Raw genomic sequence first — 17,499 nt, 5'->3', positions numbered from 1 at the left:
ACTTGACGGTAGATTTTTTTATGGAGTGTCAACGGTAGTGGAATTAATTAAATATCTAAACGAGCATTTTGTTACCAAGCAAGAACTGCTTGATAACTCAAAAGTCACTGAACATGAATTATTAAAATATCAAGCAGAACGTTTGATGCCTACGTGCTCTTACAGGTTAACGTTAAATTTGAAAAGTGAATCATCTCTCGGTTTACACGACGAAGAACAGCAAATAGAATATTATGCCAAAGGCTATTGCTCCTGGTTAGCCATCATTCAATCGCTAAACTCAGCTGAAATTATTTATTCAGTATTTGCCAATCGCTACAAAGAAGCCGTTGAACGTTTAAAAGCCCGAGGTCACTATTCAAGCAGCATAAACATAAACTCGGGTATTGATAAACACATCAAGCAAGAGTGGGATCATTTTTTACAAGGAACCTACGGCTTGTGCACTAAATCTGGTTTACCTGAAGATATTGCTGCTAAAGAATTTTCAATTCTAGAAATTAACGAACTTTCAAAAACAAAAGAATTATCCTCGGAGCAAATTAACAGCTTAACTTTAGCTGTAAATCTTTTGGATTCCGCTAGTTCTTTATTTGCGCCCCACGAAAGGTTGCAAAGTTCTCGCCATCGTTTGGTGAATGAAATTCGTCAAAAATATAAATTACCAGTCGGATCTGCCATTTAGGAATAAAGATAATCTCTGGTTAGAGGCACACTGCCATGTTCCTGTGCCAATTGCAGCTGGTATACGACCAGATCAGAGTGGCGAAAGGCCGACTCGCACACGGCGAGGTAGAATTCCCACATACGGCAGAATTCTTCGCTCATGAGCTCTCTGATGCCTTCGCGGTTTTGCTCGAAGCGCTGGTACCAGCGCCTGAGTGTATGGGCATAATGTAGACGCCACACTTCCACATCGGTCACACGCACGCCGCTACGCTCAGCAGCATGGGCGATTTCAGACAACGCCGGTGTAGATCCCCCAGGAAAGATGTATTTGCGTATCCAGGGGTTGGTCAACCCCGGAGGGCCAGAACGCCCAATGGTATGGATCAAAGCGACTCCCTGGGGTTTTAGTAGATCTCTTACCTGGTTGAAATAGGTTGTATAAAAGGGCCGACCTACATGTTCGAACATACCGATACTGACGATGCGGTCGTAGCTGCCACTATGTTCCCGATAATCGGCTAGTTCAAAGTTTACGTTACCAATACCGCGCTTTTCGGCTTCCTGACGGGCGACAGCCAGTTGCTCCCTCGACAGGGTTATGCCGGTTACCTCGCAATCGAAATGACCAGCAAGGTAAAAGGCCATACTGCCCCAGCCACAACCAATATCGAGGATCCGATCCCCTGGCCGGATCAGTAACTTGTCGGCAATATGTTTCGCCTTGGCCTGCTGCGCTTCATCAAGTGACAGGTTGTCTTGAGAAAAATACGCGCACGAATAAAACATTTCTTGATCGAGAAACTGACGAAAAACCTTTTCCGGCACATCATAATGATGGGAAACATTTTCATAGCTGCGCCCGACCAGGTTCCACTCCTGTAATAGAATCCCCAAACGGCGCAGCCCGCTGTTCATAAGGTAATCGGAGAAGTTGGCGCGCAAGACGGTCAACAGGTCACGTAAGCCCGCACTGCCAGCGTCCCAGTGACCCTGAATGTAGGTTTCACCTAACTCAAACTCCCAGTCTCTGGCAATTCTGCGAATGGCCGCTACATCCTGAATATACCAATGGGCCTCAGGACCATCACTGCCAAAGCTATATTCCCGACCGTCAGGCAGGTGCAAGTGCAAAATACCTGTCTTTATGTGTTTTTCTAGAAGACTGAGAAACATAATGCAAACTCCTTTTCATTTACATTATCCGGGTACCGGGTACCGAGTACCGAGTACCGCGTACCAAGTACCGGGTACCGGGAACCCGGGTTCAATATTATACAATCCTATTTTTATAAGTCTGATTTTGCTGATTTGCAACATGACCGTTCAAAATTACAATGGTATGCATTTTAATTTCCGGTCTATAAAGTTCTCGCGTTACTCAGGATAGAGTAGATAGGGTAAGCGCTGTTGTTTGAATGTCTGTAGGTCGGTCTGCCAGCTTTGTTTGATTTGGGTTTCGCTTTGTCCAGCTTCAATCGCCAGGCGCAATTTATCTGTGCCGGCCAACTTGTCCATAAAGTCAATTCGAGTAAAGAATATTTGTTCTTGTTTATTAAACTGCTGATAAGCCTTAATTAACAGGCTTAAATCCAAGCCTTGAATGTCACTCTGGCGCAAGTCCAGACCCTTGAGCTTTTTGCCTTCTAGTTTAGGATGTGAAGCGCTACCGGGTCGGGAAATTGGGCTAAAGCTGAAATCGCCAAGAAAGATCTGGTCGTGGCCCACCACCTGAAAGGGAAAATCGGTGCCCCGGCCGACACTAATTGGAGTTGCTTCAAAAAAACATAAACTCGGATAGAGTTGAATGGCTTGCTCGGTGGGTAAATTGGGGCTGGGCGCGACAGGTAAACTGTAAATCATGCCCCGGCGATAATTGGCTATGGGTACGGTAATTAAATCGAGAGCGTCGGCGCCTTTTATCCATTTTTCTCCTTTGATCATCCTGGCCAGTTCCGCTACTGTCATTCCATGTAACACCGGAATAGGGTGCATGCCTACAAAGGAGCGAAATTTAGTTTCCAGAATAGGCCCATCCACAAAACGGCCGTTGGGATTGGGCCGGTCTAACACCATAAAACTTACCTTGGCTTGTGCCGCGGCTTGCATCATGTAATGCATTGAGCTGATATAAGTGTAAAAGCGTACTCCCACATCTTGAATATCAAATACCACCACATCCAATTGCGTCAGCATTTCCTGCGGCGGCTGTTTAAATTGACCATAAATAGAGGTAATGGGGATCCCGGTTCGTTCGTCGATTTGACTATCAACCAGGGCCCCGGCGTCATGATCGCCACGAAAGCCATGTTCCGGGGCAAAGATGCGCTGCACATTTACCTTTTGCCCTATCAGGTAATCCACCAGATGCTGGTCTCCTGCCCTGGATGTTTGGTTGACCACTAATCCAACCCGTTTTCCCTGTAAGCTGGACAAGTATAAGGCGCTACGTTGGGCACCGACTTGGGAGGACTCTGAAGCCGCCAAACCAGTGCTAACCAGCAGTAGGGTTAACAAACATAATATGAGTGCTGTGTACCTGCCCACTGTGAGTTGGCTTTTCATAATTGATGCTTTTGTACGGCCTGGCGCAAAAAGCCGGCGTTGGCATTGAGGCTGTGCCTAGCTTCATCGGCAGTGGTGTGGGTTAAGAGCATTAAAATAGCAACTTTCACTTCTCTTCCCGCTTGATCCAGGGCTGTCGACGCACTAGCCTGATCACAATCTGTAGCTTGCATCACAATGCGAATGGCTCGGGCGTAAAGTTTTTCGTTGCTGGCACGCAAATCCACCATCAAATTCTGATAGGTTTTGCCAAACCGGATCATGGCTGCGGTACTGAGCATATTAAGGATCAGTTTCTGGGCGGTACCGGATTTCATGCGTGTTGAGCCGGTCAGCACTTCGGGGCCAACCACAGCGCATATATCGATATCGGCGATAGCGGCAATCAGCGAGTCGGGGTTACAACTCAAAGCCACCGTTTTTGCCCCAAGATCCACAGCGTATTGTAAGCCAGCGCTCACATAAGGCGTACGGCCACTGGCGGCAATGCCCACTAGCACATCTTTATTATTAAAGTTAATCCTACGTAAGTCATTAATCGCCATGACTTTATCGTCTTCAGCCCCTTCAACTGCACACGCCATTGCCTTGTCACCGCCTGCTATCAAGCCGATCACCATATTCGGACCCACACTGAAAGTAGGGATACATTCTACCGCATCCAAAATTCCCAAACGGCCACTGGTACCTGCCCCTAAATAGATTAACCGCCCTCTGTGACCAAAGGCGGTTACTATGTTATCCACCGCCAAGGTGATTTGGGGTAAAACAGATCTGACTGCTATGGCGACTTTTCGATCCTCGTCATTAATTTTTTCGAGGATCTCATAGGTCGACAAGGTATCGATGTCCAAAGTATCGCTATTGCGACCTTCCGAGACTATGTGGTTAAGCTCACTCAATAAATTGTCATGGTTCATAAAGGTTCACATCATTTCCCATTGCGGCTCTGGGCAAGATTGCCGGGCGAGTAAACAGGCCCCATCAAGAGCGTCGCCCTTAGCCGGAATAATCAGGTCTTTCGTCTGCGTGCTTAATAGGGCCTGGCTGGCCCCGGCCAGCCCTCCCAATAACACCAGGGGCAAAGCCGAATCACCACGGGTGCTGTTTATCAGTTGCTCTACCATATGGATGTGTCGTTTTAATACATCCATTGCCACACCACATTTGTCTTTAAGGGCAAACACTTCAGGAGCCAAAGCCGCATAATCGCCAGGTTTTGCCTGCGCCAACCATTGCAAGGCGGTTTCTCGGCTGGCTCCCACCCGGCTCGCTAACAGTTGACCTAAACGGCTTTTGCTACAACCGTGCCAATCCAGCTCTAGCAATAATTTTTGTACGGCCAGATAACCTAGTTTCGCCCCGCCACCTTCATCCCCGATACAAAATCCCCAGCCGCCTATAATACGTTGGCTGCCATCTTCCAACATGCGCATACCCACCGAACCCGTACCCAGAGCGACGACGGCTACGGGGTGTCCTTGATTGGCACCATATAAAGAAATCTTGGCATCAGATACGATATCGAGATGGGCAAAGGGTATACATAAATGGGCCTCGAAGCGCCCAACAACCTGACTGTCACCTGCACCTGCCACACCAAAAACTGCCGACACTTGCGGTGCCTGACACCCAGCCAGGGAAAATAGTTCCTCACAGGCATCGGTTACACTTTTCAGCGCCAACGGATAATCGTTGGTTAACGAGGTGGCGCCCTGGACACTTTGCCATTGCCGATTGTCTTTGAGAGAGACCAATCTGGCCAGGGTCTTGGTTCCGCCGCCATCTAAGCCAAGAATAAATTCAATAGGAGTATTCACGCCGCTACCTTTTGGCAAATGAGTTGTGGTTTAACCGTGCGGCATATACAAACAAAAAATGCCACCAGTGTGCCAATACACAACTGCCAGGTGAAGCCCAAGTCAAACTGCCAATTAAGCGGTAAATAAAATGACATTATGTAAGGTTGAAACAATAAGGTCGATACAAAACCACAAATCAAAGCCGCTAACACAGTGCCTTGCGTGCCCCGGGTGGTAAACAAGGCACAAAAATACACCCCTAATAGACCACTATACGAAAACACCATCACGCTCAAGGCAAATTGTAATAACGGCATATTGGTATATTGCTGCCAGAAAAAACACAGACAGGCCATGCTTGCCAAGGCAACACCCACTAACAACATAGCAAAACGTCCGGCTTTAACATAGTGAATTTCGGGATGTTTTTTTCCCTTTTCTAACTGCCATGGCAAATATAAATCCTGGACCAAAACCGAAGCCATGGAATTTAAGCCTGAATTGAGGGTCGACAGCGCCGCAGCAATGATGCCCACCGTCACTAAACCTTTGACCCCCGCCGGAATATGATTGAGCACATAATACATGAAAATAGTAACCGGCTTGCCTTCAAAGGTCGGTATCAGTTGGTCGGTCCCGCCACTTTGCATGATGTCCGGGCGCTGGTAGTAAATAAATAACAGCAAACCTATGACAATAAAAACCAGCATAACCGGGATCACCATAACGATTGAATACAATAATGCCTGGCTGCCCTGTTTGGCGCTGCGGCAGGTTAACATGCGCTGAGTCATATCCTGGTCCAAGCCGAATGCGGCGATATTGAGCAATACAAAACCGGTTAACACCGACCAGATATTAAATACGCCAGCTGAGCTAAAATCGAGTTCAAACTTAAACAAGGCCAGCTTTGATCCTGCTCCGGGAGCGGGGGATGCCAGGGCCTGGATTATCTGTGATAGTTCCACGGGAATTGCCGCCAGTAAAAAATAAACCACACACAGGGCGGCGCTGACATAAACCACACACTGGACCACATCGCTGTAGATAACAGTTTTGATTCCTCCGTACACCGTATAAGCCAGTCCAGTGACAGCCAATAACCAGGTCGCCATGATCACGTGCTCAGCCAATATGTCACCGTACAAAATCATAGATACCGCTATGGCGGCCATGTATAAACGGGCACCACTGGCAAATACCCGGCCAAATAAATACATCAGCCCGGCCTGCTTTTTAGCTTTTTCACCAAAGCGTTTTTCCAGTAATTCGTAAACCGTATAAACCTGATAGCGATAAAACAGCGGGATCAGAAAACGAGCTACAAAAAATGCGGCGAGAAAGGCGCCGATATTGCTGGCTAAATAGGACAGATCACCTCGATACCCTTGATCCGGGCCTCCCAAAAAGGTTGCGGCCGATTGAGATGTGGCCAATACGGAGATTGCCACTACCCATACCGGCATACTATTTCCGCCGCGAAAATAATCCTGACTCGAGGCGGAGCGTCGATTGAAATACCAACCCGACCCCATCAATATCAAACCGTACGCGATAAAAACTAACCAGTCTAACCCCGTATATTGTCCTATCATTTAGCCCTGCCCGAAATAAGTAGTACTAGAGGCGGTAAAGAATAGTTTATTACAAAAATAACATTAATGACAATTACTCTATTCCTGAGGCTAATTCAATGTAGCTATACACTGTCGGAGGCCGACAATTTATGGCGATATCAATCCTGCCCGCGTCCGCTGGCAGGTGTTAGCATTACACCCAGTCCTTCAAGCCTTCGATGGACTCGATACCTAAGCCATCACCAGGGGACAAACGAATTGTAGCCTTGTCGAAACAGGCACCACCGATGACAGGATCGTATTGCCCCAAAGCTGGGCCGTCTAAATCGATGAGGCTGATGGTCGTACTTTTTGCCACCGCTAAGTGAGCTGCCGCCGTCACCCCTACATTCCCTTCTAACATGCAGCCCATCATACAAGGCAGTTGGTAGGTTTGGGCAATATCTGCAATATGCAGCGCTCTGGACAAACCGCCGGTTTTCATCAATTTGATGTTGATGATATCTGCCGCGCCAGTGGTAATAAGTTCGATGACCTGCTTAGGTGAAAACGCACTCTCATCAGCCATCACCGGGGTCGTAATGCGCTGGGTAACATAACGCATGGCATCGATATCATCTGCCCTAACCGGCTGTTCAATCAACTCCAGCTCCACGCCTTGGCTCTCGAGTTGGCGGACGGCAAATACGGTTTGTTTAGCACTCCACCCCTGATTGACATCCAGGCGCAGCTTGGCCCGCCCTGCGACCTGTTGATAAATACCTATGATCCCTGTGATGTCCTGCGCCAGATCCTTGCCCACTTTAATTTTTAACACATCAAAACCCGCGGTTATAGCGCGTTCGCAGTCCGCTAACATTTTATCCTGCTTACCCAAACTAATGGTCAGGTCAGTGCGTAACGTAGGCTCGCCGCCGCCCAATAATTTATACAGGGGCGCCTGATGTAACTTGCCCCATAAATCATACAGGGCGATTTCCAAAGCCGCTTTGGCACTGAAGTTACCTTGCATGGTGTTGTGCACTAAATAAGTAAGTTGACTAAGCTGCTCTACATCCCGGCCTTTGAGTAATGGCAAATAAATTTGTCGAATGGCAGCCAAAATAGAACTGTGGGTATCACCGGTTATTACGGGTGTGGAAGGTGCCGAACCATAACCCAGCATCCCCTGGTCGGTTTCGATGATCACGATCAAGTCTTCAATGCAGTCCACACTGCGCATGGCAGTAGTAAAGGGGGTAACTAATGGCACCACACTGCGGGCAAATCTAATGTCAGTAATTTTCATAACTTTATAATTTCCGCCATGAGAGGAAGGGTTTACTGGATCCGCTTGATATTGTACAGGCGGTCAAGGTAGCTGTTATCTTGTGACAGACGCAAAGGTAACAGGGGCGTGACAGACACACCGTTTAAACTTCCTTTATACAAGCGCCCATCCGGCTTGAAATAGGCTAAACCTTTGACATCATGTATCACATAAGGCTGACCGTCATCCTCGCCTAAATACAACATCACATGGGCGGGGATATAAATTAAATCCCCCACCTGCAATGTTGTTATGGCATGAAGTTTGTCATCCAGGGCAGCATTTTTAGCAAAACGTTGGTTCATTCCGTATTCACTACGACCTTGATCCCCTGAGTTACGGGGCATCAAGATGCCAAAGCTGCGATATACTTCACCAATAAAACCGGTGCAGTCCCGAGCATTAAAGTCGTGGCCCCAACCATAACGCTCACCCAGAAACTTAAACGCCTGGGTGATCACATTGGTTTGAGTGAAATCCAGATAACCTTGATGTACATCCTGATTACGGGCGATCAAGGTTTTCACCAGGGATAACTGGCCAGTTTCATCTCTCGTTGGTAGCCAAACCACATGTGAAGCATAGGAATTTTGTCCATTTATCAGGCCAGGTATCTCCTGGGGTGCAACCAGAGGTAACCTAACCCCCATATCCAACTGGACTTGTGAGATCTGGCTTTGCTCAGGAACAAAGTTGGTATGCACCTTGTCACCGGTGATCAACAAAAAGGGTCTGGCCTGGGTAAAGGCCCGGATCACATCTTTGGAGCCGATTGCCAACTTATTTGTCTCCATCCAGGCTAGATAATTATAAGCCTGCACCAATGCCCATTTGCCATCTTGGCTGGTGTGTAGCCAGGCCACGGCGTCCCCGGGGAACAAAGCACTTTCCTGGAATCTGTCCAAATCCGTATCCATAGCAGAGTTAAAGACCCGATCATAAGTGGGAAAGGTGCGTAGTGACGCTCGCTGCACTACCAGCGCAAAGCGCAGAGGATTGCTCTTAGAGATGTTTTCCAGCTGCATATTGTGCTGATATTGCTGATAATCCTGGGCGTTAAGTTCGTGCCCATCCTGGTAAAAACGCGGGCTCTTGGCAGGTTTACTAATACTGTTTATCTTGGCTCGCAAGGCATAAGCTGTGAGCAACTCTGGCATGTTTAGGGGGTCGCTGACAAAACGATTGGTGGCAACCAGTTGCTGGTTATACTGCACAATTTGGTCTGGAGTCATAAGTACTTGCGGGGCTTCGTGCGGATGCCCCTGTAACTTTTCCAGCCAATAATCCGCAGTCAGTTTTTGTATCGACATACCGATCACATCGGTATGCCATTCTGGTGTTTTAGCATTTCCTGTACAGCTAATAAAAATCATCATCAGTAAACCCAATTTAATTTTCATGTTTTCCCCCTTTACAAGACACTCACCCAGGCCAATATTCGACCCACTAGTAAGCCTCCCCCTGTGCCTATTATATAACCTAACATGGCCATAAGTACGCCCACCGGGATCAGCGCCCGTGAATATGCGGCCGCTAATATAGGTGCTGAAGCTACACCTCCTATATTAGCCAATGAAGCAATACCACAAGTGAATAAATCCAGTTTGAATAGTTTGGCTACTACCACCATTAATACGCCATGTATCAATAGGATCACCAAACCCATTACTATATAAACCGGTGCCTCGGTCAATTGGTTGAAGTTGGCACGTGAAGCGATCAGGGCGATGATTAAATACAACATCAAACCGGATAATTCTTTACCTCCCCAAATCTTGCTTACGGGCGTCATAGCGGCGATAACCCCAAGCAGGGTCACCAACATCACCGTCCAGGCCGTGGTGGTAAAAAATGCACTCACGGGTAATTGCTCAGCGATAGTCTGGGCGATCACAGATACCAGCATAGACCCGGATAGCAATATTAGCAGCTGGGTGGTTTTGTCGCCTTCAACTGGCGGCTCGCGCTGGGCCAATCCTGCACTGACCTGTTCCAACAGTTTACTGTCGGCCCCGACCCAATGGTTAAATCGTTTGGCGAAGGGTACCAGGGCCAACAAAAACATGACCCACATGGCGTAATCAATAGAATCGATTAACAAGGTGTAACCCATACTGGCATCAGGGACGTTTAGTGCGGCCTGCACCGCAGCCATATTGCCCGTGCCCCCCATCCAGCTGCCGCTTAAAGCGGCGAACGTCTTCCAAGCCTCAGGCTGTAAATATGGATAAAACAGGGAGAACGCCAACACAAAGGCGAAACCAATACTTAAAGCCGCGGCAAAAAACGCCAATAGCATTTTGCTGCCTAATTTACCTATTTGGCGCAAGTCTGCATCCAGCAACATCAGGAATATCATGGCAGGCAACAAGTTGGTTTTAAGCGTTTGATAGGCACCATTGATCGATTCGGTTTTTTGCCACAAACCCAGGGTCGAAAAGAGCATGACACTAAAGTACAGCAGCACTATGGCGGGCAGGTATTCAAAAAGTTTCCAGCGATTTTTTTGTTCCAGCAGGGTCAAGGAGCCCGCTATAAAAAGTAGCGCGGTAATGTAAGAAAAAGCGGTGGTGATCATGAAATTTTCTAGTAGCTGTGGTTAGTTAAACATTAACCAGCCGCACCGCAATTGTAAATATCTATTATTGGATCAGCATTATATTAAGAATAAATTATTTTAAAACTCGGCCAGATAGGCGGCCAACAATCAACGCCGTTAAAACCCGCCTAACTTACCTGTGTTTCATTTTTTCGATTTGGGCAGCCTGTGCGTTAATGAGCCCAATAATATAAGCCGTAGAAAGAATGTAAGTATTCACTTACATAATATTTATAAAATATTAATCAATTTCGGAATGACTAGATCTAGATAACTGCCTCTTCCATTAGCTGCAAACGTTTGGCACTTGCATCCAGAGTCGCCACGGCTCCTATGGGAATCGTGGCCATATCTTCCACATGGCCTATCATCACCCCGGACAACACCGGCACATCCAAAGCGCCTAAACGGTCTTTTAATACATGCTCTATGCTAAAAGATGGTGGGCTACTGGCTTCGCAATCCGTGCATTTACCAAATACCACCCCGGCTACCTTGTCTAGCCGACCCGCTAAGATGAGGTGGGTTAACATTCCGTCTATCCGGTAAGGTGCTTCTTCCACATCCTCCAAAAATAGAATTTTATTACGGTAATCGGGCTCATAAGGGCTGCCAACCAGCTTGACCATAAGTGACAAGTTACCGCCTATTAATACACCGCTCGCCTGGCCCGGGCTAACAGTGATCAAACGATTATCTTGGTCCGCTTGGCCTTCTTTGGCCTCAAAAGGTGGAGGCATAGCCAAGTTGATGGGCGCTTGTGGATTGAATAACACTTCTTTAAAACGGGCGAGGGTGTAATCGCTGAAATTTTGTTTGGCAATAGGACCATGAAACGTCACCAAGGCGCAGCGAGCGTAAATAGCGTTCAGCAACGCCGTCACATCGCTATAACCGAGCAATACTTTGGGGTTTTTGGCTATCAGCGGGTAATCCAGATAAGGTAATAAACGCGGTGAGCCATACCCGCCGCGCAAACAAAAAATACCATCGACCTGTTTATCTGCGAACATGTGGTTAATATCCGCCGCCCGATCTCGATCATTGCCGGCTAAATATCCCCAGCGTTGCATTAGGTGCTGGCCCGATTTGACCTTAAATCCAAACGAGTTCAGGATATCTATCGCAAATTGTATTTCCTCATCTTCCCAGGTATTACTGCTGGGTGCGATGAGTCCGATAGTTTGCCCGGTGCGCAAACGCGCTGGCTTGTGAGGTATCTCTCGTTGTGGGGTATTGGCGGTTAAATTTTTACCTAGAGCTATGGGCGCCATGACACTGGAAAGAGCAGAAATGACCAGAGTTTTAAGTAAATCCCGGCGATTAGGCATAGTATTCTCGCTTTTCTTTTAACATAACAAATTAGCCCCATAGCAAACAGAGTTAACTTATGGGTGTTTACGAAAATTCTCGGGAAATGCGGCCTCGGCCAAGAATATATTCCGCGCAGTTTGTAAAGACTACAAAATAATTTGACTATCAGGGTAATAAACTTTTCGGTCGAAAGCTTACAAAAACAAAGCAAAGCCAATGGGTATCAAGGTTTTAGTCATTAATTGATAAGTTGGCACTTTATCTGCAAAGTTATAACCTTTCGATCACCATTTTACTTAAGGTTTTATCTTGGAGAGTACCCCAATGACCAAATCTGAATCACCTAGCCTGTATATGGAAGGGAATTTGGGTCCATCTATTCAAAATAGTGAATTGAATAAACAGACTCTTATGGTCGTAGATGACTATCAAAGTAACTTGCAGGCAATGAACGCCCTGTTCGAATTCCAATATCATGTGGTATTACAAGATAATGCCAAAGACGCCATCAATTATGCCACTCAGCAAAACGTCGATCTGATCCTGCTAGATGTTGACATGCCGGTTATGAACGGTTACGAAGCCTGCACGGCGCTTAAATCCAATCCTATCACTGCACACATCCCCATTATCTTTGTCACCGCTGCAGATAGTTCCGACGAAGAGGCCAAAGGTCTGCTTCTCGGAGCGGTAGATTATGTAGTCAAACCGGTAAATCTGACTATTTTGCGGGCACGGGTAAGAAACCATATGGAATTGATTTATTATCGTAAACAGCTGGAAATTTTGTCCTGCGTAGATGGCTTAACTGGCGCATCGAATCGTCGTCAATTGGACACCATGTTGCTACAACACTATGCATCAACCATAAGGTATGGCCATTGTTTGACCTTGCTGATGATCGATATCGATGACTTTAAAGCTTATAATGATACCTATGGACATGTTAAAGGCGATCAATGTTTGAAACAGATTGCCCATACTATCATGTCGGTGCGCCGCAGAGAGACAGACATTGTCGGCCGCTACGGTGGAGAAGAGTTTGCCGTTATCCTGCCAGATACAGATGCAGACGGGGGTTTAGTGGTTGCAAACATGCTATTAGATCGTATACGACAACTTAAAATTGAAAACGCCGGTGTGTCGACCCACAAAATAGTGACTGTCAGTATAGGGCTGGCGGTGTTTGAAGCAAAACATCAAGAACACCAAGATTTCACGCTAGACGCTTTTGTTGACCAGGCGGATCAACAATTATATAAGGCTAAACATAACGGAAAAAATTGTGTTAGCTACAGCACAGTTGAGGCTAAAACTGGTAGCGAAGTAGCTCTATAACCCAAGGCAGATTGAGTAATGAAAAGTATCGAACCACCAGAGTTTAAAAAATTTATCCACAACGTACGAAACCCACTAAACAGCATCGCCTTGCACGCCGAACTGGGTAATATGTTAATTGAAGACCACGCAAGTACTGAGCGGATAAAAAATGCTTTTATGGTCATCTTGCAACAGTGCAAATGCTGTGAACAAGTCTTAACAGACATGCGCAAAAAGACCAGCGACGACGATCCAGACTAGTGGCTGTAAGCAGATAAGTGATAGTAACCATCTGCTCTTACAGCCATGTTATAACCGCCAACTAGCGTGACAGACCCTAGGCTACTTTTTGTGTGTCTAGGCGATTAGCTAAATATTCATTGTAAGTGCCTTGAAAATTCACTATTTCCTGCTGGCAAATTTCTATTACTCGAGTTGCCAGCGACGAAACAAACTCCCGGTCGTGACTGACAAAAATCAAGGTACCATCGAATTTTTTCAGCGCCACATTCAAAGCTTCAATCGCTTCCATATCCATGTGGTTGGTGGGTTCATCCATGATCAACACGTTAATATCGGCCATCATCAATTTGCCAAATAACAAGCGGTTTTTTTCTCCACCGGAGCACACTTTGGCTTTCTTATTAAAGTCGTCGGCGCTAAATAGCAGTCGTCCCAACATTGCTCTGACCATTAAATCGTCATGTTTGGGCGTGCGCCATTGTGACATCCAGTCGAATAAGCTCAGATCAGTATCAAAGTCTGCACTACTGTCTTGGGGGCAATAACCAATGACGGCATTTTCGGCCCATTTAACCACACCGTTATTCGCTTCAAGTTCGTTGATAAGGCAACGCAAAAAGGTGGTTTTACCCACGCCGTTTTCACCGATAACCGCCAGTTTGGCGCCGGCTTCCAGAATTAAATTGCCGTCTTTAAATAGGAAGTTATCGTCAAACCCATGTCCAAATTCTTCGAGGGTAACGGCCTGACGGTGCAGTTTTCTATGTTGCTTTAAGGTAATAGAGGGCGTTTGACGGCTGGACGATTTCACTTCATCGAGTTTAATTTTGTCCATACGTTTGGCGCGGGAGCTAGCTTGTTTGGCTTTAGAAGCGTTGGCCGAGAAACGATTGACAAAACTTTGTAGTTCGTCAATTTCGGCGCTTTTCTTGGCATTTTCGGTATGCAGCTGTTCCTGGATCAAAGAAGACGCGGCCATAAAGGCTTCATAGTTACCGGGGTAAATACGCAATTCACCATAGTCGATATCTGCCATATGGGTACATACGGAATTTAAGAAATGCCGATCATGGGAAATAATGATCATGGTGCACTTGCGTTGATTCAACACCTCGGCTAACCAGTTTATTGTGTAAATATCCAGGTTATTGGTAGGTTCATCGAGCAGTAAAATGTCAGGATTTGCAAACAGGGCTTGGGCCAGCAATACCCGTAATTTCCAACCTGGGGCAACTTGTTTCATCAGACCAAAATGGAAATGCTCGGCGATACCCGCTTGCAGCAATATCTCACCTGCACGACTCTCAGCAGTATAACCGTCCATTTCAGCAAACTCGGTTTCCAAATGTGCGACTTCCATGCCTTCTTCTTCGCTCATTTCAGCTTTGGCATAAATCGCGTCGCGCTTCTGTTTAATTTTCCACAACTTGCTATCACCCATGATAACGGCATCGACCACGGAATATTCTTCAAAGGCGAATTGGTCTTGACTCAAGGTGCCCACTTTGTCGCCTGGGGTGATCGATACGTTACCTGCTGAGGGGGTTAGCTCACCGCTCAAGATTTTCATAAAGGTCGATTTACCGCAGCCGTTGGCGCCAATTAAGCCATAGCGATTACCATGTCCAAATTTTGCTGAGATATTTTCAAATAAAGGCTCGGCACCAAACTGCATGGTGATGTTTGCGGTAGATATCAAAAGAAAGTTCCTAGGAGTTTACAAGTTTAACGAGGTGTTAACTAAAAGCAGCCAAACGCACCGTACAAAAGGCGCGCACTATATAGAACTCGCGCTTGAATGTCGAGTGGAGTTGGCTAAATAATGTGCAAAAAACCGTCTAAGAAAGTTAACTGTTAGGGCAATAGCAACCAACTCCATCAGTGACAACTGACGGGCCATAATGTTGTTGGCGCATTATCATGGACAAGAAACCATCAACAATGGCATTGCTGGATGAACAAAAATACCCAGATGAATAAGGCCCTAAATAGGCTAATTGGGCATTGTGATCAAATATGGCCACAGCAGGAGTAGACGGAACGACAAATTCTAAAGGTAAATCAGATGCTTGTATGTATTCAGGTGAAAAGCCAAAGTCACTCAATGTACTGTCGATTTTTGCCACATGGATGTTATTGGCAAAGTTACAGCCGCAACCTGCTTGCTGAATATGCACCACTTTGTTAGCTAAACCAGTCACACGGCTGACAAATACCTTTTCAGCCGTGTGTTGGAATTCTTGGGTAAATGCGGCACGCTCAAGCTCGCCCTTAGAGTCAAATTCAACTTGACGGTTTACCCCTGCATAACCCAAAAAAGCGATACTCAGGATCAGCCACAAGGAAACAGCCCCTACGAGCAGGAGTTTATTTAACATATTAAACTCGGAAGTTTGCCAACTGACGGTTCAGGTCTTCGGTCATTTTCTCCAGTAACCCGGCTTCACTGCTCATCGCTTCAATCATCTGCTGTTCATCCTGATTGATCGCCTTCAATTGGCCAGAGGCATTGTTAATCACGTCACTGTTTTGTGATTGTTTGTCACAGGATAACGACATGGTTTCAATCGCTTCATACACGTGCAGAATATTATTTTGCACCTCGGTCATTAGCTGGCTGGCGGCGTTGGTGCGCTGATTGGTGGTATCACTTAAAGTCAGGCAATCGGCCATAGACTCACTGGATAATTTTGACGAGTTCAAAAGGTTACCGATGATACCGTTTATTTCTTCAGTACTCGATTTGGTACGAGATGCCAGAGTGCGGACTTCATCAGCCACTACCGCAAATCCGCGTCCCTGTTCCCCCGCGCGAGCCGCCTCAATTGCGGCGTTTAAGGCCAACAAATTGGTTTGATCAGCAATGGATTTAATCGTTTCAAGCACGTTGGATATTTCACTACAATTTGCCGCCAGTTTTTGAATGTTTTCGCTGGTTTCGTTAAGTTTAACCACTAAACTGGTCACTTCTTCACGGGTTTTTAATACCGTTAATTCGGCTTGCTGGGTATTCTCCCGGGCTTTTTCCGACTCTGTTTTGGCAATTTTGGTATCGTTTGTCATCGCCAAGGTCGATTGTGCCATCTCCGCCGACGACACTTCAATATGCTGAACCTCATCAATACTCCTTTTCTTAGCATGATTGAGGTTTTCACTATGTTGATGATTAGTTTTCGAGTTACTTTCAATTTGCTGGGCCGCGCGGCGCATATCCATAATGAGCGTATCAAATAGCTCCAATAAGCTGTTAAAGGCGTGTAAAGAGTCACTTTTAATAGACTTATCAGCACGTATTTTCAAATCAATGGCATGCTTGTCAGCCATGATGGCTTCAATACTGCTGGTCAGAGAAATAGATGACAAGGATTCTTGTTGATTATTCTGAGCCATTTTCGATAGCATAGCGGCTTGTACTATGGCATAAGCTGCATGTACTATTATCAGCGAAAACAGCAATCCGCCTTCGGATAAAACGTAAACACCCACCCCCTGGGATTGAAGATAAAAGAACGACAAGTGATGTACAGCGACAACCGTAATTGCAGTGATGTATACCTTCCAATTACGGTAATAGGCAAGAAACGACATCAATACAAATATTCCGAAGTGCACTTCTACCAAGCCATGCATTTGATGAATTTGCAAAGCAGTAAATAACATCAGCCCAATAGCCACGACGTGCTGGGTGATTTCCGCTTGGGGTTTTAATTTGATAAAAATCATCGGTACAACGGCAGCGGACAAACCAATGACAATGGCGGCTAACCAGGTGTCATTGACTGACGCGATAGCAAACGAAATTAATATCAGCACAGCAAAGGTGATCTGCATTCCCTTGTTGGCACTGGTAACCCAGGGACGTTGGTTAGTAGGCATCTAGCTCTCCAAAAAATTATACGATATTTACCCAGGCTATGGGATCACGTTGATCGTGAATATTTAACATCTTGATGTAAAAAACATAACGCAGCTACAAAGCATTTGCGCTTAGGCATATTTAGCAGTTAGTCCGGTTTACCTGCCATTGCCCAGACAAAGCGCGACTACTTTTGGCTAGCGAATAAAAGTCCAACGCTAAAAATAGTTATCGGCCAAACTGGATTA

The 17,499-nt window shown here is 46.2% G+C and carries 15 protein-coding genes; 3 read left to right on the top strand and 12 right to left on the bottom strand.

Annotation, left to right across the window (positions count from 1 at the left end; all coding sequences use genetic code 11):
• The first annotated feature begins 37 nt into the window (after nt 1–37).
• Complete coding sequence (locus AC3RV5_RS01000; protein WP_489730144.1) at nt 38–685, top strand: DUF6058 family natural product biosynthesis protein; 648 nt, start codon at nt 38–40, stop codon at nt 683–685.
• Here AC3RV5_RS01000 and AC3RV5_RS00995 read toward each other — a convergent pair.
• From AC3RV5_RS00995 to AC3RV5_RS00955, 9 genes are all read right to left on the bottom strand, one after another.
• On the bottom strand, nt 682–1,842 hold the full coding sequence (locus tag AC3RV5_RS00995; protein WP_489730143.1) for a class I SAM-dependent methyltransferase: 1,161 nt from the start codon (nt 1,840–1,842) through the stop codon (nt 682–684). The two genes, AC3RV5_RS01000 and AC3RV5_RS00995, sit on opposite strands and share 4 nt — an antisense overlap.
• 201 nt (nt 1,843–2,043) lie before the next feature.
• On the bottom strand, nt 2,044–3,231 hold the full coding sequence (locus AC3RV5_RS00990; protein ID WP_489730142.1) for an exo-beta-N-acetylmuramidase NamZ family protein: 1,188 nt from the start codon (nt 3,229–3,231) through the stop codon (nt 2,044–2,046).
• Nucleotides 3,228–4,151: an N-acetylmuramic acid 6-phosphate etherase gene (gene murQ / locus AC3RV5_RS00985; RefSeq protein WP_489730141.1), complete on the bottom strand. Its 924-nt coding sequence runs from the start codon at nt 4,149–4,151 to the stop codon at nt 3,228–3,230. The genes AC3RV5_RS00990 and murQ overlap by 4 nt, the downstream gene beginning before the upstream one ends.
• 6 nt (nt 4,152–4,157) lie before the next feature.
• The gene (locus tag AC3RV5_RS00980) at nt 4,158–5,051 is read right to left on the bottom strand and encodes a glucosamine kinase nucleotide-binding domain-containing protein (protein WP_489730140.1); all 894 of its coding nucleotides are present in this window, start codon (nt 5,049–5,051) and stop codon (nt 4,158–4,160) included.
• Nucleotides 5,048–6,628: a sodium:solute symporter gene (locus AC3RV5_RS00975; RefSeq protein ID WP_489730139.1), complete on the bottom strand. Its 1,581-nt coding sequence runs from the start codon at nt 6,626–6,628 to the stop codon at nt 5,048–5,050. The genes AC3RV5_RS00980 and AC3RV5_RS00975 overlap by 4 nt, the downstream gene beginning before the upstream one ends.
• A 175-nt stretch (nt 6,629–6,803) precedes the next feature.
• On the bottom strand, nt 6,804–7,898 hold the full coding sequence (locus AC3RV5_RS00970) for a dipeptide epimerase (RefSeq protein WP_489730138.1): 1,095 nt from the start codon (nt 7,896–7,898) through the stop codon (nt 6,804–6,806).
• A 32-nt stretch (nt 7,899–7,930) separates the two neighbouring features.
• Nucleotides 7,931–9,319, bottom strand: a complete 1,389-nt coding sequence (locus AC3RV5_RS00965) for an SH3 domain-containing protein (RefSeq protein WP_489730137.1) — start codon at nt 9,317–9,319, stop codon at nt 7,931–7,933.
• Between the two features lie 11 nt (nt 9,320–9,330).
• Complete coding sequence (locus AC3RV5_RS00960) at nt 9,331–10,497, bottom strand: DUF819 family protein (RefSeq protein ID WP_489730136.1); 1,167 nt, start codon at nt 10,495–10,497, stop codon at nt 9,331–9,333.
• Between the two features lie 287 nt (nt 10,498–10,784).
• Nucleotides 10,785–11,849 carry a S66 peptidase family protein gene (locus tag AC3RV5_RS00955; RefSeq protein ID WP_489730135.1) on the bottom strand — a complete coding sequence of 355 codons (1,065 nt, stop codon included), beginning with the start codon at nt 11,847–11,849 and terminating at the stop codon, nt 10,785–10,787.
• 307 nt (nt 11,850–12,156) lie between these two features.
• Here AC3RV5_RS00955 and AC3RV5_RS00950 point away from each other — a divergent pair, with 307 nt between their 5' ends.
• Together AC3RV5_RS00950 and AC3RV5_RS00945 are read left to right on the top strand one after the other, a co-directional pair.
• A complete protein-coding gene (locus AC3RV5_RS00950) occupies nt 12,157–13,170 on the top strand; it encodes a GGDEF domain-containing response regulator (RefSeq protein ID WP_489730134.1) in 1,014 nt (337 codons plus the stop codon).
• An 18-nt stretch (nt 13,171–13,188) separates the two neighbouring features.
• On the top strand, nt 13,189–13,413 hold the full coding sequence (locus tag AC3RV5_RS00945) for a histidine kinase (RefSeq protein ID WP_489730133.1): 225 nt from the start codon (nt 13,189–13,191) through the stop codon (nt 13,411–13,413).
• 76 nt (nt 13,414–13,489) lie between these two features.
• Here AC3RV5_RS00945 and AC3RV5_RS00940 read toward each other — a convergent pair whose 3' ends face one another.
• The 3 genes from AC3RV5_RS00940 to AC3RV5_RS00930 all read right to left on the bottom strand — a co-directional run bounded on the left by AC3RV5_RS00940 (nt 13,490) and on the right by AC3RV5_RS00930 (nt 17,271).
• The gene (locus AC3RV5_RS00940; protein WP_489730132.1) at nt 13,490–15,094 is read right to left on the bottom strand and encodes an ABC-F family ATPase; all 1,605 of its coding nucleotides are present in this window, start codon (nt 15,092–15,094) and stop codon (nt 13,490–13,492) included.
• 148 nt (nt 15,095–15,242) lie between these two features.
• A complete protein-coding gene (locus tag AC3RV5_RS00935) occupies nt 15,243–15,773 on the bottom strand; it encodes a DUF6436 domain-containing protein (protein WP_489730131.1) in 531 nt (176 codons plus the stop codon).
• Nucleotide 15,774: 1 nt separating this feature from the next.
• Nucleotides 15,775–17,271, bottom strand: a complete 1,497-nt coding sequence (locus AC3RV5_RS00930) for a methyl-accepting chemotaxis protein (protein WP_489730130.1) — start codon at nt 17,269–17,271, stop codon at nt 15,775–15,777.
• Nucleotides 17,272–17,499 lie beyond the last annotated feature (228 nt).

The sequence above is a fragment of the Paraglaciecola sp. IT1134 genome, from assembly GCF_058068185.1.
The sequence above is the reverse complement of the archived record's forward strand: the minus strand, read 5'-3'. Positions and strand labels throughout refer to the sequence as shown.